Here is a 21,419-nt window from a genome sequence, read left to right on the forward strand (position 1 = left end):
AGGAGCAACCACGACTGGAGGAGAAACCATGGATGCACAGATCACCCTGTCGGGCAATGTCGGCACCGACGTCGAGTTCAGTTCCGGCGACGGCTGGAGCTATGCCCGTTTCCGCCTGGCCTGCACTCCCCGCCTGATCCGCAACAGTGAGTGGGTTGACGGCGACACCACCTGGCTCAACGTCCGCGCCCGCAATGCGACCGCGCTGAACGTCAAGGAGTCGATCAAGAAGGGTGACCCGGTCATCGTCACCGGCAAGCTGCGCACCCATGCCTGGAGCAATGCCGACGGTGAGAAGTTCGACCGGCTGGTGGTCGAGGCCAGCTCGCTGGGCCACGACCTGAGCCGCGGCACCAGCACCTTCACCCGCAACGAACGCGCGGACTCCGAGCGACCCGAAGTCGTGCTGGCCGCCAACCAGGAACAGGGGGACACCGACGCAGCCTGAGCGGGGGCCCTGAGCGGGGCAGCGAGGGGAACGCGGGCCGGGGCAGGTCGGCGCGGTAGCTGGCATACTTGGCCACGGTCCGCACACCCCTTGACTGAAGGAATGACTTTCTCGATGGCTGAGTACATCTACACCATGCACCAGGTCCGCAAGACGGTGGGTGAAAAGGTGATCCTCGACAACGTCACGTTGTCGTTCCTGCCCGGGGCCAAGATCGGCGTGGTCGGCCCCAACGGTGCCGGCAAGTCGACCCTGCTGAAGCTCATGGCCGGCCTCGACAAGCCCAACAACGGTGAGGCGCAGCTCGCGAAGGGTGCCACCGTCGGCATCCTGCTGCAGGAGCCGCCGCTCACCGAGGACAAGACCGTCTGGGAGAACGTCGAAGAGGCGGTCGCCGAGACCAAGCAGATGCTGAAGCGCTTCAACGAGATCTCCGAGAGCTTCGGCGACCCCGGCGCCGACTTCGACGCCCTGATGGACGAGATGGGCAAGCTGCAGACCGAGCTCGACGTGCGCAACGCGTGGGACGTCGACGCCCAGCTGGAGCAGGCGATGGAAGCCTTGCGCTGCCCGCCCGGCGACACCCCCGTCAATGTCCTCTCCGGTGGTGAGCGCCGGCGCGTCGCGCTGTGCAAGCTGCTGCTGCAGGCCCCCGACCTGCTGCTGCTCGACGAGCCCACCAACCACCTCGACGCCGAGTCGGTCAACTGGCTCGAAGGCCACCTGAAGACCTACCCCGGCGCCGTGCTGGCCGTCACCCACGACCGGTACTTCCTCGACAACGTCGCCTCCTGGATCTGCGAGGTCGACCGCGGTCGCCTGCACCCCTACGAGGGCAACTACTCCACCTACCTCGAGACCAAGCGCAAGCGCCTGCAGATCGAGGGCCAGAAGGACGCCAAGCGCGCCAAGATCTTGGAACGCGAACTCGAGTGGGTGCGCTCCAGCCCGAAGGCCCGCCAGGCCAAGAGCAAGGCCCGACTGGCCAAGTACGAGGAACTGGCGGCCGAGGCCGAACGCAACCGCAAGATCGACACCGCCGAGATCAACATCCCGGCCGGCCCGCGCCTGGGCTCCGACGTGCTGCAGGCTATCGATCTGAAGAAGGGCTTCGGCGACAGGGTGCTGATCGACGGGCTGTCGTTCACCCTGCCCCGCGCCGGCATCGTCGGCATCATCGGCCCCAACGGCGTCGGCAAGTCGACTCTGTTCAAGATGATCGTGGGGGAGGAGCAGCCCGACGACGGCCAGCTCAAGGTCGGCTCGACCGTCTCGTTCAGCTACGTCGACCAGAGCCGTTCGGGCCTGGACGCCGAGAAGAACGTGTGGGAGGTCGTCTCTGACGGGCTCGACTACATCAAGGTCGGCAACTTCGAGATGCCCTCACGGGCCTACGTCGCGAGCTTCGGCTTCAAGGGCCCCGACCAGCAGAAGAAGGCCGGTGTCCTCTCCGGTGGTGAACGCAACCGGCTCAACCTGGCGCTGACCCTGAAGATGGGCGGCAACGTGCTGCTGCTCGACGAGCCCACCAACGACCTGGACGTCGAGACCCTGTCGTCGCTGGAAGATGCGCTGCTCGAGTTCCCCGGCTGCGCCGTGGTGATCTCCCACGACCGGTGGTTCCTCGACCGCACCGCCACCCACATCCTCGCGTGGGAGGGTGACGACGAGTCCGAGGCCAAGTGGTTCTGGTTCGAGGGCAACTTCGAGGACTACGAGGCCAACAAGATCGACCGGCTGGGCGCTGAAGCCGCTCGTCCGCACGCCTCGAAGCACCGCCGCCTCACCCGCGATTGAGCCCTGCGGTGGGGGCGACCCGGTAGCGTGGAACTTGTGACTGTTCCCGCCGGCAACGCCCCCACCCCCGAGCCCACGCCCCAGGAGCCGGGCACCGACGAATTGCCCGAGATCAACTACGACGAGCAGTTCTTCGCTGCCCGGCCGAGTCGACTGCGGCCCCGTTCACTGCGCCGCCGCAACCCTGAAAACCCGCTGGTGCCGCCCTTCGAGGCGACCGGGTCGAACCCCGCCTACGTTGGGTGGCTCGAGGAACAGTCGATGCTGCACGACGCCGAGCAGATCTCGCGCCAGCTCGCTGGCAAGCACACCATGTGGGCCAACCCCTACGCCCATCCCGACCCGCGGGCCGCGCTCGCCCGCGCCTCGGTCTGGTATACCGCCTACCCGCTGTCGCACATCACCCGGCCGGGGGAGTCCTTCCTGGCCTCGATCGGGTCCACCGAGCTGTGGGAAGCCTTCGAGTCGATCGGCATCGACGCGATCCACACCGGGCCGGTCAAACTCGCCGGCGGCATCAAGGGCTGGGACCCCACTCCCAGCGTCGACGGCCACTTCGACCGCATCTCGATGGCCATCGACCCGCTGTTCGGCGCCGAGGACGAGTTCCGGGCGATGACCGAGACCGCGGCCAAGTTCGGCGGCACCGTCATCGACGACATCGTCCCCGGCCACACCGGCAAGGGCCCCGACTTCCGGCTCGCCGAGCTGAACTACCGCGACTACCCGGGCATCTTCCACATGATCGACATCCCCGAGGAGGCCTGGCACCTGCTGCCCGACGTCCCGGCCGGGCGTGACTCGATCAACCTCACCCCCGAGGTCGAGAAGGCCCTGGCCGACGAGGGCTACATCATCGGCGCGCTGCAGCGGGTCATCTTCTACGAGCCCGGCGTCAAGGAGACGAACTGGTCGGTCACCCCACCGATCCGCGACTACAAGGGGGTGCTGCGCCGCTGGGTCTACCTGCACTACTTCAAGGAGGGCCAGCCCACCATCAACTGGCTCGACCCCACCGTCGCCGGCATGCGGATGGTGATGGGCGATGCCCTGCACTCGCTGCTCGACCTCGGCTCGGGCGGCCTGCGGTTGGACGCCAACGGGTTCCTCGGGGTGGAACGCAGCGTGGATGCGCCGGCCTGGTCGGAGGGCCACCCGCTGTCGTTGGCCGCCAACCAGCTGATCGGCTCGCTGGTGCGCAAGGTCGGCGGGTTCACCTTCCAGGAGCTGAATCTGGCCATCGACGACATCCAGAAGACCGGGGCGGTCGGGCCCGACCTGTCGTATGACTTCATCACCCGCCCCGCAGCCCAGTTCGCCCTGACCACCGGCGACACCGAGTTCCTGCGGCTGGTGTTGCGCGAGGCGATGCAGATCGGCGTCGACCAGGCCTCCCTGGTGCACGCGCTGCAGAACCACGACGAACTGACCTATGAACTGGTCCACTTCGCCGCCGCCCACCGCGACGACCTCTACGAACTCGGTGGGGTGGAGTACACCGGCCACACGCTCACCGAGCACATCCAGTCGACGATGCGGGCCAAGCTCGCCGGCAAGGCCGCCCCCTACAACGCGGTGTTCACCACCAACGGCATCGCCAGCACCACCGCCTCGATCGTGGCCGCCAGCCTGGGCATCACCGACCTCGACCAGATCACCGACGCCACCGCGCGCAAGATCATGGCCGCCCACCTGCTGCTCAGCAAGTACAACGCCTGGCAGCCCGGGGTGTTCGCCCTGTCCGGCTGGGACCTGGTCGGTGCGCTGCCGCTGCCCCACGAACAGGTCGCCCACCTGACCAGCAGCGGCGACACCCGCTGGATCGAACGCGGCGCCTACGACGTGATGGGAGTCGCCCCCGAAGCGACGGCGTCCTCGTCCGGCCTGCCGCGGGCCCGCAGCCTGTATGGCCCGTTGTCGGAACAGCTCAAGAAGGACACGTCGTTCGCGAGCCGGCTGACCGAGGTCCTCAAAGTCCGCAAGCGTCACCGGCTCGACTCGGCCACCCTGGTCGATGTGCCCGAGGTGGGCCACAAGGCGCTGCTGGTGCTGGTCAACGAACTGGAGACCGGCACCATCCAGATCACCGCCCTCAACTTCGGCGCCGAAAAGCTGGAGGCCCGCATCCAGTCCGACCTGCTCCCGGCGGGCCGCGTGTTTGACCTGAGCACCCGCCGCAAGGTCGGCACGGTGGACGACCTGCAGGGCTTCAACCTGGAACTGCCCGCCTTTGCCGGTTTCGCGCTGGTGATCCGCGACTGAGGCCTGGCGCGGGGCCGTGCGGCTCAGCCCAGGTGGGTGGCGAGCAGCTGCGCCAGTGACATCGAGTCGCGGCGCTCGAGGTCGCTGACCTGCTTGCGGCAGCTGAACCCGTCAGCCAGCACGATGGCGTCGGGGTTGGCCCGCAGCGTGGGCAGCAGCGAGGTCTCCGCGACCGCCACCGACGTCTCGTAATGGCCGATCTCGACACCCCAGTTGCCCGCCAGCCCGCAGCAACCACCCAGCGTGATCACCTCGGCGCCGGTGGCCTCCAACACCTTGGCGTCCGCCGCCCAGCCCAGGACCGACGCGTGGTGGCAGTGCGGCTGGGCGACGATGGTGTGGCCACTCAGGTCGGGGGCCACCCAGTCGTCGTGGCGGCCGATCAGCTCGGCCAGGGTCAGGATCGCCCCGGCCACACTCGCCACGCGGGCATCGTCGGGCAGCAGTTCAGGGGCGTCGCTGCGCCACACCGCCATGCACGAGGGCTCCATCCCGATGATCGGCACCCCCGACTCGGCGATCGGGGCCAGCACGTCGAGGGCACGGCGCAGCTGGGCGCGGGCGCCGTCGAGTTGGCCGGTGGTGATCCAGGTCAGGCCGCAGCAGGCGTCCTCCTGCAGCACCCGCGGCGCGTAGCCGAGCGACTCCAGCACCTGCACCAGGCTCGCCAGCTGCTGGCCGACGAAGGCGTCGACGAACGAGTCCACCCAGATCACCACCTCCGGGCGACCCGGCTGGGCGAGGGTGCGGGCGAACTGCCGGCGCGCGCCTCGTCCGCTGCGGAAGGTGGGCAGCGGACGACGCTGGTCGACCCCGGCCACCCACTTGGCGGCATGGGACAGCCCCGGGGTCTTCAGGGCCAGGTTGGCCAGGGCCCCGAGCCCGGGCAGGCGGCCCATCAGCCGGCCCCAGCGCGGCAGCCAGCCCATCGAGTAGTGCGCGCGGGGGCGCACCCGGCCCCGGTAAGACTCGTGCAGCACCCTCGACTTGTAGGCGGCCATGTCGATGCCGGTGGGGCAGTCGCGGGCACAGCCCTTGCAGCTCAGGCACAGGTCGAGCGCCTCGTGCACCTCGGGGGAGCGCCACGACTGGGAGATCAGCGACCCGTTGACCATCTCCTGCAGAATGCGGCTGCGGCCGCGGGTGGAGTCCTTCTCGTTGCGGGTCGCCTGGAATGAGGGGCACATGACCTGCCCGCCCGCCATGCCGTCGGCCAGGCACTTGCCCACCCCCGAACACTGGTGGACGGCCTCGACGAACTCGGGGTGGCTGGTGCGCAGCGGTGAGGTGACCGTCGCCGAGACCCGCACGTCGGCCGCGACCGGGCGGGGGTCGACCAGCACTCCCGGGTTGAGCAGGTTGTCGGGGTCGAAGATCGTCTTGACCTGCCCGAACAGGTCGATCACCTGCGGGCTGAACATGCGCGGCAGCAGGGCCGAGCGGGCTCGTCCGTCACCGTGTTCACCCGACATCGACCCGCCCAGCGAGGCGACCAGGTCGGCGGCCTCCTCAACGAAGCGGCGGTAGGCACCGTCGCCGCCGCCGCGGTCGAACGGGAAGTCGATGCGGCAGTGCACGCAGCCGTCACCGAAGTGGCCGTAGGGCAGCCCGTGCAGCCCGTGGCGTTCCAGCAGTTCGTCGAAGCGGCGCAGATAGGTGCCCAGGTGCTCCACCGGCACCGAGGCGTCCTCCCAACCGGGGAAGGCCGGCCGGTCGAGGCTGACCCCGGCCAGCCCGGCGCCGTCGGAACGGATCCGCCACAGGGCCTTCACGGTGGCCGGGTCGTCGACCAGCCAGGCCTCCAGGGCGCCGGCCGCAGCGACCATCGCCTCGGCTCGTCCGCGCACCTCGGCGGCATCGTCACCGACGAGCTCGACGAACACCCAGCCGTCACCGGCCGGCAGCGGCGGCACCGAATCGGCGCCCTTGGACCGGACGACGACGTCGACGATGCGCCGGTCCATGCCCTCGGCGGCGGTCGGCTTGAAGGTGGCGACCGTGGGCATGGCGTCGGCGGCCTCGGCCATCGAGGCGTAGCCCAGGGCGACCATCTGCTTGACCGGGGCGTCGGCGACCAGCCGGACGACGGCCTTGGTGATGATGCCCAGGGTGCCCTCGGAGCTGGCCATGAACCGGGCCAGGTCGAACTTCTTCTCCGGCAGCAGCCAGGTCATGGCGTAGCCAGAACCCATCCGTGAGAAGGTGCCCAGTTCGGTGCGGATGGTGCCCAGGTTGGCGGCAACCAGGTCCTTCAGCGGGTTCAGCGACGTGGGTACGCTCGCCTCGGTCCCGGGACCCTCACCGGTCACGGGGGATTCAGCGTGGGGGGAGCGCAGCGTCAGCAGCTCACCGGTGCCGGTCAGCACCTCGAGCTCGACGATGTTGTCACTGGTACGGCCGTAGCCCATCGCCCGCGGCCCGCAGGCGTCGTTGGCGATCATGCCGCCGATGGTGCAGCGCGACGACGACGACGGGTCGGGGCCGAACCGCAGCCCGTGCGGCGCGACGGCGCGCTGCAGCACGTCCTGGACGACGCCGGGTTCGACGGTGGCCGTGCGCGCCACGGGGTCGATGTCGAGAATGCGGTTCAGGTGGCGGGAGACGTCGATGACCAGCCCGGTGCCGATGGCATTGCCGCCGCAACTGGTGCCCGCCCCGCGCATGGTGACCGGCGTGCCAGCGGCCAGGGCTGCCCGGGCCAGGTCGACCAGTTCGTCGCGGGTGCGGGGGAAGGCCACCCCTTCGGGGACGACCCGGTAGATCGAGGCATCCGAGGAGTAGAGGCCCCGGGTGAGGGACGAACGGTCGATGTGTTGTCCGGCCAGATCGGGTTCACGGGTCTTGTCTTGCACGCTCACCCGGTGATTCTCTCACGGGCCCCCGGCCGGTCTACGGTTCGGTCGGGTGTGCGGCCAGGACGGCCTGCATGGCACGTCCGAGGGCCGCGAAATCATCGGGGTCCACCACGTCGACGAAGACGTCGCGCACCGAGGCGACGTGGGTGGGGGCGACGCTGACCAGCAGGTCGAAACCGGCATCGGTGAGCCGGGCGAGCACCCCGCGGCCGTCGTCGCTGGCGGGTCGACGTTGGACCAGCCCGTCGGCCTCCATCCGCGACACCGCATGGGTGAGCCGGGAACGCGACTGGTGGACGCCGTCGGCGAGCACCGACATGCGGACCTCGCGGTCGGGCGCCTCGGACAGGGTGACCAGAATCTCGTAGTCACCCAGGCCGAGCCCGTGGGGGCGCAGCACCCGATCGAGGTAATCGTTGATGCGGGCGCCGCCGAGCAGCCACGCACGCCAGGTGCGCTGCTGGTCATGGGTCAGCCACAGGTCATCGTTGACGGGCTTGGCGGCGGGATCAGGGGACATGCCGTCAGACTATCGAGCCGAATGCCGGTCACAGGGTCCCGGGTCGTCCATTTTTCATCCGGTTGGCGTAGCCTGACCTGCGTGAACGACACTCGCTGGCTTGAGCAGTCCGGTCTCGACATCCGCAGCCGGGGTGACATCTTCACCGTCGACCTGCCGGTGCGCTGGGGCGACATGGACGCCCAGGGCCACGTCAACAACGGGGTCTACTTCGACTACCTGCAGGACGCCCGCATCGACTTCCTGGTCGAGGGCGGGGCGACCGACATGATGAGCGGGGTGGTCGCGGTCTCGCACACCATCGAGTACAAGGCGCCGATCACCTATTCCGAGCAGCCCGCGCACGTGCAGATGATCGTGCTCCAACGGGGTGCGGCCCGGTTCCGGGTGGGGTACCTGATCATGCACGACGGGGTGCTGTGTGCTCTGGCCGCCTCGACGCTGACCCCCTTCGACATGGACGCCCAGCGGCCCCGCCGGCTCACCCCGGACGAGGTTGACCTGCTCGACCGGCACCGGTGGCGGGTCGAGCGTCCCTTCCCACCGCTGCCGAAGCCGGCGCTGGAGGGCCGCGGCTTCCACTCGAGGCCGCTCACCCGCTGGTCGGACGTCGACAAGTTCAATCATGTCAACAACGTGCGGATGCTCGACTTCTTCCAGGAGGGCCGCATCGAGATGACCACCGCCGCCGACCCACTGGCCGCGCGGATCGGGACCGCCGGTTCGGACGAGGGCCGCTCGTTGTGGCTGGTGGCCCGCCAGGATGTCGACTACGTCCACCAGATGGCCTTCCGGCGCCACCCCTATGACATGTACACCGCCGTCACCCGCATCGGCCGCTCGTCACTGACCCTGGCCGCCGAGATCGTCGACCCCAGTGATGGCACGGTGATCAGCCGGGCGCAGCACGTGATGGTGCGCGCCGACGCCGAGGGCCGTCCCTGCCCGATCGAGGACGGGATGCGGGCAGGGCTGGCCCATTACCTGGTCGACTGAACCCTCAGCTGGTGCGCAGCCAGGCGGCGGCGTCGCCGGGCAGCAGCCCATCGTCCAGCGCTTGGCTGGCGATGATGACCTCGCCCTCGAGCGGCACCGGCTCGTCCCCGAAGTTCACCACGCAGCGGAAGCCCGGGTCACGGGTGAACGAGATGACCTCGCGGCTGGTGTCGTCCCACGTGATGCTGCCCGCACCCAGCGCCGGGTTGGCGCGGCGTTCGGCCAGCAGTGAGCGGTACAGCTCCAGCATGGAACCGGCCACCCCGGTCTGCGCCTCGACGCTCAGGTCGGCCCAGTGGGCCGGCATCGGCAGCCACGGCTCGGCGTCAGCGCTGAACCCGAACGGGGACGCCGAACCCGCCCAGGGGATCGGGACCCGGCAGCCGTCGCGACCGCGTTCAGTGTGGTTCGAGCGCTTCCAGATCGGGTCCTGCAGCTTGTCCTCGGGCAGGTCCTCGACCTCCTCGAGGCCCAGTTCCTCACCCTGGTAGACGTAGGCGCCGCCGGGAAGCGCCAGCATCAGCAGCGCGGCGGCGCGGGCGCGGCGTCGACCGAGGTCGTTGCGGGTGGGGGAGGCAGCCATGGCCCGGGCCCAGTGCAGGTCGTCCTTCCCGGGGGCGGTGAAGTCGAGGCCGGACGGGTCCTTGCCCAGCCGGGTGACCGAACGGAAGTTGTCGTGATTGTTCATCACCCAGGTCGCTGGTGCGCCGACCTCTTCGTGTTCGGCGATGGACTGTTCGATGACCAGGCGCAGGCTGTCGGCACTCCAGGCGCTCTCGAGGAACTCGAAGTTGAACGAACTGTGCAGCCGGCCCTCGGCGACGTAGTGGATGCGACGGTCCCCGGGCAGGTAGGCCTCGGAGACGAACACGCGGGGGCCCAGTTCGGAGTCGGTGTACTCGTCGGCGACCGCGCGCCAGTGCCGCTGGTGGTCGGCCATCGCCGGACGGTCCCAGATCGGTGAGCCCTCGAACTTCTCCAGGGTGCCCAGCCCGGTGACGGGGTCGACGGGCAGGTCGGGGAAGGCCTGGTCCTTGAACAGTGAATCGGCCACATCGATGCGGAAGCCGTCGATGCCGCGGTCGAACCAGAACCGCAGCACGTCGTCGAAGAACTCAGTGACACCCGGGTGCTCCCAGTCCCAGTCGGGCTGCTCGGGGGCGAACAGGTGGCAGTACCACTGGCCAGGGGTGCCGTCGGGTTCGGTGATGCGGGTCCAGGCCGGGCCACCGAAGTGGGCGCCCCAGTTGGTGGGCGGCTCGTCGCCGTTGGGCCCGCGGCCGTCGCGGAAGATGAACAGGTCACGTTCCGGGGAGCCGGGCCCACCAGCCACGGCGGCCTGGAACAGCGGGTGGTCGTGGGAGCAGTGGTTGGGCACCAGGTCGATGATCACCCGGATGCCGAGCTGGTGGGCGCGCTCGACGAACTCGTCGGCGTCGGCGAGGGTGCCGAACTCGGGCTTGATGTCGCAGTAGTCGGCCACGTCGTAGCCGCCGTCGTGCAGCGGGGACGGGTACCACGGCGAGACCCAGACGGCGTCGACGCCGAGGTCGACCAGGTGGTCGAGGTGGTTGATCATGCCGCGGATGTCACCGGTGCCGTCATTGTCGGCGTCGGCGAAGCTGCGGGGGTAGATCTGGTAGACGACGGCGCTGCGCCACCACGAGTGGTCGCTGAAGGTTGGGTTCACAGACGTGATTCTAGGACACCGCACTGAAGAAGGAGCCGTGGCCACGGGCAGACTTCTCGTCCCGTGGCCACGGCCGGTGTGTTGTGGGGTTTGCCCCGTCGACTCAGTGGGTGTCGACGGCCTCGACCTCGGAACGGTCGCCCGACCACAGGGTGTGGAAGGTGCCCTCGGCGTCGATGCGGCGGTAGGTGTGCGACCCGAAGAAGTCACGCAGGCCCTGGGTGAGGGCGGCGTTCAGGCGCGGGGCGCGCACCATGTCGTAGTACGACAGCGCCGAGGCGAAGCCGGGGATCGGCACACCGGCCTCGGTGGCGCGGACGACCACGCGGCGCCAGGCGTCCTGGGAGTCGGCCAGCCCGGCCTTGATGGAGGGGGCCTCCAGCAGGGTGACCAGGTTGGCGGCGGCGTACTCGTTGGCGATGCGGTCGAGCAGCTTGGCGCGGATGATGCAGCCGGCACGCCAGATCCGGGCGACGGCAGCCACGTCGATGTCCCAGCCGTACTCCTCGGCGGCGACCTTGATCTCGTGCAGGCCCTGGGCGTAGGCGATCACCTTCGAGGCCCACAGCGCCTGGCGGATGTCATCGACGAACGCGTCGCGGTCCTCGGCCTGCAGGGTCCGGTCGGGGCCCTCGAGGGCGGCCTGACCGGCGGCACGCAGTTCGGCGTGGGACGACACGGCGCGCGCGAACACCGACTCGGCGATCGACGCGGCGGGCACACCGAGGTTGAGGGCTTCCTGGACGGTCCAGGTGCCGGTGCCCTTCATGCCGGCGGCGTCGGTGATCACGTCGACCAGCGGCTGGCCGGTCCTGGCGTCGACCTGGGCGAGCACCTCGGCGGTGATCTCGATCAGGTAGGAGTCGAGGTCACCGGTGTTCCAGGTCTTGAAGATCTCGGCCGACTCGGCGGCGCTGAAACCGGCACCCTTGAGCTGTTCGTAGGCCTCACCGATGAACTGCATGTCGGCGTACTCGATGCCGTTGTGCACCATCTTCACGAAGTGGCCGGCGCCGTCGGTGCCGATGTAGGTGCAGCAGGGCTCACCGTCGACCTTGGCGGAGATGTCCTCGAGCATCTCGCCGACGTACTGGTAGCTGTGCGGGGAGCCGCCGGGCATGATCGAGGGGCCCTCGAGGGCGCCGGTCTCACCACCGGAAATTCCGGCCCCGACGAAGTGCAGGTCGTGGGCGCGCAGCTTCTCCTCACGGCGGCGGGTGTCCTGGAAGAAGGCGTTGCCGCCGTCGACCACGATGTCGCCGGGGGCCAGGAGCGGGATGAGCTGGTCGATGACGGCGTCGGTGCCCTTGCCGGCCTTGACCATGATGATGATGCGCCGCGGCGACTCGAGGGTGTTGACGAAGTCTTCCAGTGATTCCGAGGCGATGAAGTTGGCCTCCGCATGCTCCTCGAGCACGGTCTCGGTCTTGGCCCAGGTGCGGTTGTAGATCGCGGTGCGGTAGCCGTGGTTGGCGAAGTTGCGGGCCAGGTTGGAGCCCATCACGGCCATGCCGATCACGCCGATCTGTGCCGAACCGGTACGGTCAGCAGAGGTCTGCTCGCTCATCTATTACTCCTTGAAGAGGGTGGGTGGTCGCAACGTGCGGCCCGGGTGCGAGTTCCATCCTGCCCCAGTCGCTCGTCCGGTGGGAGGGCTTGCCACCTGTTGCACGTCGAGGCAGTGCAACTGACGGCAAACGGGCGCGGGTGGCGGCGCTACGGTGTGAGACTTGCTGCATCAGACTTCAGCACACCGCCAAGCATCGTTGACAGCATCGTTGACAGAGGAGAACAACATGGAACTGCGTACTGACGCCAAGTGGTCGATGGTCGTGGCGACCTCGATGGGCATCCGGATCACCCCCGAGAACTTCCAGCAGGTGCAGACCTCGGACCGTTACTTCATGCACGCCACCTCTGCCGAGTCGAACGTCGCCTCGGTCTCGTCCCACCTCGGGCTGCCGGTCAAGGTGCTCACCAACTTCGTGGAGGGCAGCCCCATCTCGGCGTTCATCAAGGCCGACCTGCGCAAGCGTGGCATGAGCTATGAGGGCCCCGACCTGCCGCAGGGTGATGCCTGGGGTTACCGCCACCAGTTCAACATCGCCGACTCCGGCTACGGCCTGCGTGGGCCGCGTGTGTGGAATGACCGCGCCGGTGAGGTCGGCCTGGCGCTGGATGCCAACAACTTCGACCTCGACAACCTGTTCGTCGAAGAGGGTGTGAAGGTGCTGCACCTGTCGGGCCTGGTGGCAGCGCTGTCGCCCGAGACCAGCCGGTTCTGCCTCGAGGTGGCCCGCATCGCCAAGGCCAACGGCACCGTGATCGCCTTCGATCTGAACCACCGGGCGTCGTTCTGGAAGGGCCGCGAAGAGGAACTGCGTGCCGCCTTCCACGAGATCGCCTCGGTCACCGACGTGCTGATCGGCAACGAGGAGGACTTCCAGCTGGCGCTGGGCATCCAGGGTCCGGAGGCCGGCGGTGCCGAGATCTCGAACAAGATCGATGGCTTCAAGGACATGATTGGCCGGATCACCGAGGCCTACCCGCAGGCCTCGTTCATCGCCAACACCCTGCGTGAGGTCGAGACCGTGAACCGGCACCTGTGGGGTGCGATCGTGTGGTCGGCCGGCGAGTTCCAGGTGGCCGAGCCCCGCGAGATCGGCGTGCTCGACCGCGTCGGTGGCGGCGACGGCTTCGTCGGTGGGCTGCTGTACGGCATCATCCAGGGCTGGGAGCCCGAGAAGTGCATGCAGTTCGGCTGGGCGACCGGTGCCCTGGCGGCAACCTCGCTGACCGACTACGGCGCACCTGCCGATGAGGACCAGGTCTGGAGCATCTGGCAGGGCAACGCCCGCGTCAAGCGCTGAGGTACCCCGCTGTTTCGTGGCCCGTCCGCCGAGTTCGTCTCGGTGGACGGGCCATCTGGCTAGAGGGCCAGATCACCCAGAAGATCCTCGATGATCTCCTCTTCGTAGCGCTCGAAGCCGCGGGGCATCCGCCAGGGCTGCGCGCCGGGCAGGCGCAGCAGGCGTTCGACGATCTGCCAGCCCACCCGGTCACCGTCGGCGCGGATTCGCAGACGGGTCTGCGGTGCGATCCCCTGCAACAACGTGGTGGTGGCCAAGTCTGGGTTGCCGAAGGTGCAGACCAAGGGTCTGCTCGCCGCGCCGAAGCGATCGGCGGCGGCTTCCACGATGGCCGGGTTCTCACACACGAAGACCTCCTCGATGCCGTCCGCCAAGCGGAAGGGCTGGCGTAGCGCTCGCAAGGTCAGCCACACCGGTTCGCCGCGGATCTCGGCCAGCCGTGCCGCTGACCCGTCACCGGTCAGCGGCAGGTTGAGGACGAGGGCGCGCGCCGAGACGCCGTCACAGATGACCCCGCCAGATTCCCAGGCTGCATGCCATGCCGTCGCATCCCCGACGGGATCGGTGTAGGGCTCGTCCTCGGTGGTGGCCCGCCCGCGCAGGAACCTGGCGACGGCCCTGCCCAGGCCGGCGTCCCGGTCCAGGGCATGCGCATCCCCGAACAGCGACGCCGCCAACACGGCCAGGTGCACAGGCTGGGACCTTGTTCGAGCGAGACCGTCGAGATGCTGCACGACGCGAGTGATGTCGGCGGCCCGCACGGACCAGAATGCCGCCCCCACCAGACAGCGCTGCAGCACCGCGGGATCGACGGCGCCCGCACCCAGCGCACCCAGCGTCGCCAGCCCTTCGTCCCGGTCGGTCTGGCGCGTTGTCACCTGCTGTGCACGCTCGGAACGCAGGTCGCGCAGCGGTCCCGATACCTGAGTGAGCAGCGCCTCCAACGTGGTGCCGTGCTCGGCGAGTGAGTGTCGGAGGCGGGCGATCGGGACCGGCTCACCGGACCCCGCCCACGCCGCATCGAGCATCCGGCCCACCTCTGAACGTTCAGATGGCGTGAACTCGAGATCGAGCTTGGCCCGCGGCCCGAGACGCCCGGCCTCCAGCTTGGTCCGCGCCGTCGCCAGCAGTTTCGACGGACCTGGCAACCGGGCCCAGTCGACGATGAACGCAGGGACGTTCACAGCAACGAGTCCTGCCCGGGTGCCGGCTCGGTGGGGGCAACATCCAGCCAGGACAGTGGTAGATCGATCAGGTCCAGTGAGCCACCGGCCCAGAGTTCCAGGGTGAGATCGGCTCCCGGCAGTGGTGCAGGTGCCCGCACCACCTGGTAGATGGCCGCGGCCGGCACCACCTCGACGTTGACCAGGCGGCCGGGGCCGGCGAGGAGCACGTCGAGATCGAACTGCCGCAGGAGGTCCATCACCATGGAGCGGTTCGCGACGTCGAGTCCGTCGAACGCCTCGTCGAGCCAGATGGGGCGGGGTGCCCCGGGCATGTCGCGGTAGAGGGCCGCCAGCGTCGCAACGAGGGGCAGCATCAACATGACGGCCCGCGCACCGCCAGACATCTCGGCGAAGCTGCGTGTCGTGAGCGGATTCCAGCTGCCGCCGGAACCGATGCGCCGTTCGAGGGTCACCTCGTACCAGTCTCGGTAGTCGAGCTGCTGTGCGAGGGCGTCGTGCCAGTCAGCCTGGCCCCGGTCTGCCGCGAGCCGTTTGGCCTCGTCGACGCGATCACGCAGGAACCCTCGGACCTGCTCCTGGACGTGCGGGTCCTGCAGCGCGGCCCCGGACACGGCGTCGAGCACGGCGCGGTTCTGGTCTGGATTCAGTCGGATCCGCATGGCGGTGCCGCTGGTGGTGGTCGCGTGTTCGCCCAACACCTTGTTGATCTCACGGATGAGATTCTGAGCGGTCCCGATGCGGTCGCGCATGTGTTCGAGGAATGCCGAGCCCAGCAGTTCGTCGAGCGTCGCCTGGACGCGCGCGTCGTAGGCGCGTTGGAGGGTGGACACCGTGACCGCGAGGTCTTCCACCGCCTCCCGCAGCGGCAACGTCCGGCCGTTGGTGTCCACGGTCACGTCGATCCGGATCAGGTCATCGACGGGCTCCAGCTTCAGCGAGCGCCCACCCTGCTCCAGTTCGCTGTTCACGTCGCGGGAACTGTTCTCGAGGGTGGACCGCAGCCGTTGCAGAACCTCGGCGTTGGCGCGCGCGTCCCCTTCCTGCCAGCGTCGAGGGCCGATGGCGCGCCGTACCTCGGCCACCTGCGCCCGGACGTTCTCGATCGTCGACGATGCTGGTTCAGGGAGCTGGAGGTCCAGTTCCAGCAGGAATCCGCGATCCACCAGCGACCTGAACTGCCGGAAGGCCTCATCGCGCTCACGGGTGACCACTTCGCGTTCCGACTGGGTGCTCTCCAACTTGGTGCGTGCCGCGCCGAGACGCTCCCGGAGATCGCTGCGTTGGTTCTCGAGCTGCTTGTGGAGCGCAGCGGCCTGGCCGGCCTCCATCCGCAACTCCTCCAGCCGATCCAGAATCGCGGCGTCGTCGGCACCGCTCATGGCGCGCACTGCGGCCGCACGGGCTCGGCTGACGGTGAGGTCTCGCTCGGCCTGACGGTCGGCGTCGACCAGGTCCTCGTACTCCCGCTGCCTGGTGGCCAGCTGGGCGCCAGTTCGATGGGCGACCGCGCGGGCGTCGTAGAGGGCTTCGCGTGCGTACCGAAGCTGGTCCAGTCGTCGCACCACGGCGTGGAGGGCTTCTCGGACCTCGTCGAGCGCATCGGCGGTGTGGGGCAGGGCAGCGTCGTTCGTGAACCGCAGGAGCTCGGCGCGCCGGCTGTCGGCGGTGGCGCGGGCTGTCCTCGCGGTCTGGGCGGCGGTGGCGGCTTGCGTGCTGCGTGCGTCCGCCTGCTGTTCACGATCGACGGCAGTGTGGATGCCCTGGCGCAGTTGCGTATCCGAGGGGGCCCGTCCGAACGCATCCGTAAGGGAACCCAATGACGCGCGGGCCGCCACGGCCAGGGAGTGCTGTTGGGCCGCGACGGCCTCGTCCGCTTGTAGTTGGGTGGTGAGAGCTTCGAGCCGACGGCGTCGTTGTGCCTCGCGCGCGGCCTCACCGAGCCATTCGGCTGCCTCATGGGCAGGTGCCGCGGTACCGGTCAGTGCGGATGAGCGCCACCGCCCGTCCGTGGCGACGGCGAGCCCGCCGTCGGGCAACGGTGTGCCGTCACCCAGGAGGGCCACACCGTCCAGCACCGCCTGCGCGACCGCGGCAAGTGGACCGGCGCTCTCGGCGACGGTCAGCGCGGAGCCCAGGTTCTGTCCGCCGACGACGGCCCCGGGTGCCACCGCGAAAGTGTCGAGGCCCACCAGACCCTCGGGTGAAACCCACGCATCCAGCAGTCCGGACGCCGCCAGCGCGGCTTCGATGTGGGCGAGGTGGTCGTCCGGCAGGGCGGGCACCGGGTTGAGCAACTGCCACAGCGGTGAGCCGTCGACGCCGTCGCGGCTGCGTCGTCGCCACAGGACGGGCTCGGCGGGTGGCACGATCCCAGCACCCTCGAGGCTCGCGATCTCGACCCGCAGGTGGTCAGCCCGGTCACGGGCGGCCTCCTCAGCCGCTTCCGCGAGGCGGCGTTCGTCGTCGAGGGTGGTGCGGCGGGGTTCGTACCAGTCTTCCCGGATGGCATCCTTCAGCGTCGGGGCGTCGAGATCGGTGACTGCTCGCGGCAGTCCGTCGACCCAAGGACGGTGGTCTGGCGCGGCTGCCAGGTCCCTCGTCCACGTGGTGACCGCGTCGATGAGCGATTCTCGCTGCGCCTGGGCTTCGAGCCACGCTGCTTCAGCATCGGCGACGGCGCCTTCCGCCACACCCTGCAGCGTTGCTGCCGTTTCTTCCGCCTGGGTGGCCTGGGTGTTGGCTTCGGTGTTGGCCCGGACGAGTTTGGCCGCCTGATCGACAGCGCGCCGGCGCTCGGTGATCCGTTGCCGCAGCCGATCCGCATCGAGCTCTGCCTCCGGGGTCGGCAGTCCCGCCAGACCAGCGTCTCGCCGCGTGTAGTCCTGGGCCTCACCGGTGCGCTGCTCCTGTTCCGCGACGGCGCGCTGCTGCTCCTCGTGGTCGGCGGCGGTCGTCGCTCTGGCCTCCGTGGCCCGCTGCAGGTCCTTGGCGGCGCGCTGGCGCACCTGTTCCGCCGACGTGACGGCCTCTTCGGCGCGATGTAGCTCCTGGATCCGACCCTGGGCCTCCTTGAAGGCGGCTGATGTGCGCAACTCATCGGCGGCCGCAGCCGCGGACTCGGACCTCAGCTGTGCCTCGTCGGAGCGACGGTGCAGCTCGGCATTCGTTGCCTCGGCCTCGCGCAACACCTCCTGGGCGGCGTCCTCGTCGCGGCGCACCCTGTCAAACTTCGTGCGCCGGTCGGCGGCCTCGTCCGCGGCGATGCGCAGCTTCGCCTGCAGCCAGGGCTGCCACGCGTCTGAGGTGAACTTGGCGACGATATCGGCGGCGTCCTGCGTGCGCTTGAGGTCGTGGCGGATCTGGTCCAACTGGTCCCAGCCCTGCGCCAACTGCTCGATCTCGCTGCGGCGCAGTTCGGGCAGGGACGAGCGCAGGTGATCCGTGACGAATCGGACGTCCAACTGCGCGCCGAGCTTCGGGGTGCGGGTCACCTTCAGGATCTTCCCGACGATCTCGAGCCTGTCGACGGTGCTGGCCAGCAGCCTGTCGGCGACATCCGCCTTGTAGGCCTGGGCCGATCCGTGCTGCGTGAAGCCGGGGGCATCGATGTTCTTCGGGGACAAGATCTCGCGGCCGATCGCGAGCCGGAGCGCCTCGCGCACCCGGCTGCCCTCTGCGGTGCACCATTCGAGGTTCACGCGTGGTGTGGCGCCACGCGCGGACGCGTACAGCAGTGTCGTGAAGAACTGGGGGCCGTCATCAGTGACCCGTCCGTACTCCACCCAGAGCCAGCCATGGAAGTGGGAGCCGCTGGCGTCGCGACGGTCACCGTCGGTACCGGTTGGCCGCACGTAGTAGGAGAACTGCTTGCCGGAGCGGCCGAGGGTGTCGATCTTGTCACTGGACGTGTCCGCGAGCCAGGGGATCAGCGTCGTCAGCGCCATGAGCGAGGACTTGCCGGTCTCGTTGCGTCCCATGAGCTGTGCCCAGCCGCCTGCGTACCAGTACTCGGCCGCCTCGAACTCCCAGAGGTTCACCACCCCGGCGCGGAGCGGCTGCCAGCGCTCGCGGCCGGGCTGGGGGAGTCCACCCGTGGATGCGGCCTCGCGCCAGGCCTTGAGCTCGTCGTTGGTTCTCATGTCTCCTCCGGGAACAACGCTTCTGCGGGGATGTCGGGCGGTCGGAGTTCGGCGTCACGGAATCGGCCGGCCGATGGCGTCAGTTCCCAGGCGCCGTCGGGCAGGATCCGGAGCAGGCCCAGATCGCTCAGCCGTTCCTGTGCCGTGGCCAGCACCGCAGTGGGGGAGTCGCGAAGTTCCTTGGTGAGGTTGGCGGAGTTCTCGCGGTGGACCTCGGTGGCCAGGGTGAGGACGATGTCATGGGGGCATCGCCGATGCGTGCCGGCGGTGACACGGGCGACGTCGTCGAGGAGCCGCAGCGAAACCCAATCGGCGGCGGTGGCCGACGGGAAGTCGATCTGGATGGGTGCGGGCAGATCCCTGTCCGGCGGCAGGATGAGAAGCATCGCGTCTGAGCGGAACTCCACCTGACCCCCGGTCATCTCTTCGGCGAGGGAGGTCAGCCGTGAGCGTTGGTTCATGAGGTAGTTCTGCTCGGACTCGGTCAGTTCACCGAACAGGATCGCCTGGGTCTCGATGAGCTGTCGCAGGAGGCGCACGCCGCGGGTGTCGTCCTCGGAGGTGGCGTGGTTGAGGGCGAGGGCCACGTCGCCGGTGTCGATGAGCAGAGTGAGGGCGTCGCGGTGCAGTACGTAGCCCGCGCCGATGCCTTCGCCCCTGCGTTCCCACCCTTCCAGGAACTGGTCCTCGGTGCGCTGCTCGAGCACCCCGTAGGTGATGAGCCGACCGATGGCGCGGACGAGTTCGCGACGGTGGGTGCGCAGGTTGGGGTCATAGGGCCAGCGGCCGAGGCCGACGGTGCTGAGGTGCACCAGGTCGGAAAGGTCCTGCAGGGTAATGCTTTCCTCGCGGTGATCGTCGAGGCAGGCAGCGGCATAGAGCACCAGCAACAACTCCGAGCGCGACGGTGGGGAGCCGATCGGGACGGAGACGGTGCCGTCGATCGGCATGCGGCGCAGCCGGTAACACTGGTCGATGCGGGCCAGCCGGTAGCCGAGGCGGGCCGACCACGTCGCCAGCAGGTGTGCGTGGCGGTGGACGAGAGCGTAGAGCTCGGGGTTGGTCCAGGGCGCCACCAGTTGTTTGGCGAGCAGGCCCACCATGGCGCGCTGTTTGTCCGCCAGGTCGGCTCGCAGCATGGGCTCACTCATGTGCTGAACTCCACCAGGGCATCGGGCAGGATCAAACGACCCTCCGGTGTGGACAACACCGCGGAGCCGGGCCGTGGGTGCAGCGTCAGCCGCCACCGGCCATCGGGGCTGATGCCCCTTCGAGCCCCACCCGAGGCCGTGTCGTTGCGGGCGATGGCGATGAGGTCCAGCAGGAGTGTGGTCTCCGTCTGGTCCAGTTCGTCCCATTCGCTGAAGCTTGTGCCGGAGCGAGCGGCCAGTGTGGCGCCGGCCCGTTCGACGTCGGCCTGTTCCCGCGCGGCGATGCGGCGCGCCTCCGCCCGGGCGACGGAGTTGTCGGTGATGTGGGATGCCCGCCCGGTGAGCGAGCGGGCGGCCTGGGTGCGCAGGCGTCGGGAGATCACCGCTGGCGGGGCATCCCAGGTGGAGGTCCGCTGCCCGCCCGTGATTTCGGGGGTCGGCGTGGTGAAGTGCCGGGCGGGGAAGAGCCCGGTGGCGGTGCACCACAGTTGCCAAGCTGCTTCGTCGTCAGCTGCGGACTCGATGGCGGCGGCCAGCTGGAGCAGGTCGGCCTTCCGCGAGATGGTGCCCCCCACGGCCAACAATGTCCGGTGGCTGCGCAGTACTGGTGCGACGGCGTTGCGAATCTGGCGACGCAACCGACCCGCCTGCGGGTTGGGGCCACCGAACCACATGGCCAACGTGGCTACCGCCGCGCGCATCTCGGTGATCGCGGCCGTGATGGAGCCCTCGGTTGCCTCGGAGCCGAGGCGGGTCAGGGCCATCGCCCGCCAGGTGGCTTCGGGGATAGATTCGAGCCCCGGGAACGTGGCGACGATGGCGTCAGTCCACGCATCCACGCCGGATCCCCAGGCCTCGACGTAGGCGAGGATCGTCTCCAGCAGGCGCTTGACCTTGGTTTCGGAGGGTGAACCGCCGATCGCCGTCGCGAGCCGGGACTGCCATTCCGATGCGGCTGCTCCCATCGCGTCGAGTGTGGTCTGGACCTGTGCGAATTCCTGGCTGGCCTGGGCAGGATCAGCGAGCACGGCCAACGTGGCACGCAGCCGTTCGACGATGGTGACGGGTGCCAGGAGGACGGCGGTGGACGTTGAACCGAGGTCTGATTCCAGCCTTCGGATGGCAGCGTTGATGGCGGAGCCCGCTTCGGTGAGCTGGTAGCGGTAGCGGTTGCGGAGGAAGTCCTGCTGCGTTTCTGCACGGTCCTGCCAGGATTCGCACGTGCCCCACTCAACCAGGGCCCGCAGACGGGTCTCGAGCGGGAAGTCCTGCAGCAGCTCGCGGGACTGCTCGGCTGGCAGGCGGTCCCTGATCAGGATCATCAGTTCATCGAAACCCACACCGGTGAGGGAGACGGTGCGTTGGTCGTCGAGGACGTCGACAATGAGGCGGTACTGCGAGGCCAGGGCGCCGGTCAAGTAGGAGGCGGCAGGCACGGCACCGGGGAGGGGCAGCAGTGCCCACAAGGTGGCTTGTTCGTCGCTCATCGCACATCCTTTCCGGT

The 21,419-nt window shown here is 69.0% G+C and carries 13 protein-coding genes; 5 read left to right on the forward strand and 8 right to left on the reverse strand.

Features of this window, described 5'->3' with window-relative positions:
- Window positions 1–28 precede the first annotated feature (28 nt).
- From ACQE3C_RS04620 to treS, 3 genes are all read left to right on the forward strand, one after another.
- Window positions 29–448 carry a single-stranded DNA-binding protein gene (locus ACQE3C_RS04620; protein WP_434538008.1) on the forward strand — a complete coding sequence of 140 codons (420 nt, stop codon included), beginning with the start codon at window positions 29–31 and terminating at the stop codon, window positions 446–448.
- A 114-nt stretch (window positions 449–562) separates the two neighbouring features.
- Entirely contained in the window at window positions 563–2,245 is a 1,683-nt protein-coding gene (ettA, locus tag ACQE3C_RS04625; protein ID WP_434538009.1) for an energy-dependent translational throttle protein EttA, read from the forward strand.
- 36 nt (window positions 2,246–2,281) lie between these two features.
- Window positions 2,282–4,507 (forward strand): maltose alpha-D-glucosyltransferase, encoded by a 2,226-nt coding sequence (treS, locus tag ACQE3C_RS04630; RefSeq protein ID WP_434538010.1) that lies wholly within the window; start codon window positions 2,282–2,284, stop codon window positions 4,505–4,507.
- 23 nt (window positions 4,508–4,530) lie between these two features.
- Here the strand turns inward: treS and ACQE3C_RS04635 are convergent, their stop codons facing one another.
- Together ACQE3C_RS04635 and ACQE3C_RS04640 are read right to left on the reverse strand one after the other, a co-directional pair.
- Window positions 4,531–7,365: an FAD-binding and (Fe-S)-binding domain-containing protein gene (locus ACQE3C_RS04635; RefSeq protein ID WP_434538011.1), complete on the reverse strand. Its 2,835-nt coding sequence runs from the start codon at window positions 7,363–7,365 to the stop codon at window positions 4,531–4,533.
- Window positions 7,366–7,396: 31 nt separating this feature from the next.
- The gene (locus ACQE3C_RS04640) at window positions 7,397–7,882 is read right to left on the reverse strand and encodes a MarR family winged helix-turn-helix transcriptional regulator (protein ID WP_434538012.1); all 486 of its coding nucleotides are present in this window, start codon (window positions 7,880–7,882) and stop codon (window positions 7,397–7,399) included.
- A gap of 81 nt (window positions 7,883–7,963) precedes the next feature.
- Between ACQE3C_RS04640 and ACQE3C_RS04645 the strand changes: the two genes are divergently transcribed.
- Entirely contained in the window at window positions 7,964–8,878 is a 915-nt protein-coding gene (locus tag ACQE3C_RS04645; protein WP_434538013.1) for an acyl-CoA thioesterase, read from the forward strand.
- Window positions 8,879–8,882: 4 nt separating this feature from the next.
- Here the strand turns inward: ACQE3C_RS04645 and ACQE3C_RS04650 are convergent, their stop codons facing one another.
- On the reverse strand, window positions 8,883–10,577 hold the full coding sequence (locus tag ACQE3C_RS04650; RefSeq protein ID WP_434538232.1) for a glycoside hydrolase family 13 protein: 1,695 nt from the start codon (window positions 10,575–10,577) through the stop codon (window positions 8,883–8,885).
- Window positions 10,578–10,671: 94 nt separating this feature from the next.
- Window positions 10,672–12,135 (reverse strand): NADP-dependent phosphogluconate dehydrogenase, encoded by a 1,464-nt coding sequence (gene gndA, locus ACQE3C_RS04655; protein ID WP_434538014.1) that lies wholly within the window; start codon window positions 12,133–12,135, stop codon window positions 10,672–10,674.
- Window positions 12,136–12,364: 229 nt separating this feature from the next.
- Between gndA and ACQE3C_RS04660 the strand changes: the two genes are divergently transcribed.
- Entirely contained in the window at window positions 12,365–13,438 is a 1,074-nt protein-coding gene (locus ACQE3C_RS04660) for a sugar kinase (RefSeq protein ID WP_434538015.1), read from the forward strand.
- 59 nt (window positions 13,439–13,497) lie between these two features.
- Here ACQE3C_RS04660 and ACQE3C_RS04665 read toward each other — a convergent pair whose 3' ends face one another.
- The 4 genes from ACQE3C_RS04665 to ACQE3C_RS04680 are packed head-to-tail and all read right to left on the reverse strand — an operon-like array spanning window position 13,498 to window position 21,333.
- Window positions 13,498–14,622: a DUF2399 domain-containing protein gene (locus ACQE3C_RS04665; protein ID WP_434538016.1), complete on the reverse strand. Its 1,125-nt coding sequence runs from the start codon at window positions 14,620–14,622 to the stop codon at window positions 13,498–13,500.
- Window positions 14,619–18,764, reverse strand: a complete 4,146-nt coding sequence (locus tag ACQE3C_RS04670; RefSeq protein WP_434538017.1) for an SbcC/MukB-like Walker B domain-containing protein — start codon at window positions 18,762–18,764, stop codon at window positions 14,619–14,621. The genes ACQE3C_RS04665 and ACQE3C_RS04670 overlap by 4 nt, the downstream gene beginning before the upstream one ends.
- Window positions 18,761–19,915, reverse strand: coding sequence for a DUF2398 family protein (locus ACQE3C_RS04675; protein WP_434538018.1), 1,155 nt, complete (start codon window positions 19,913–19,915; stop codon window positions 18,761–18,763). The genes ACQE3C_RS04670 and ACQE3C_RS04675 overlap by 4 nt, the downstream gene beginning before the upstream one ends.
- Complete coding sequence (locus ACQE3C_RS04680) at window positions 19,912–21,333, reverse strand: DUF2397 domain-containing protein (protein WP_434538019.1); 1,422 nt, start codon at window positions 21,331–21,333, stop codon at window positions 19,912–19,914. The genes ACQE3C_RS04675 and ACQE3C_RS04680 overlap by 4 nt, the downstream gene beginning before the upstream one ends.
- Window positions 21,334–21,419: the final 86 nt, after the last annotated feature.

Source organism: Aestuariimicrobium sp. Y1814 (assembly GCF_050113895.1).
Taxonomy (GTDB): domain Bacteria; phylum Actinomycetota; class Actinomycetes; order Propionibacteriales; family Propionibacteriaceae; genus Aestuariimicrobium.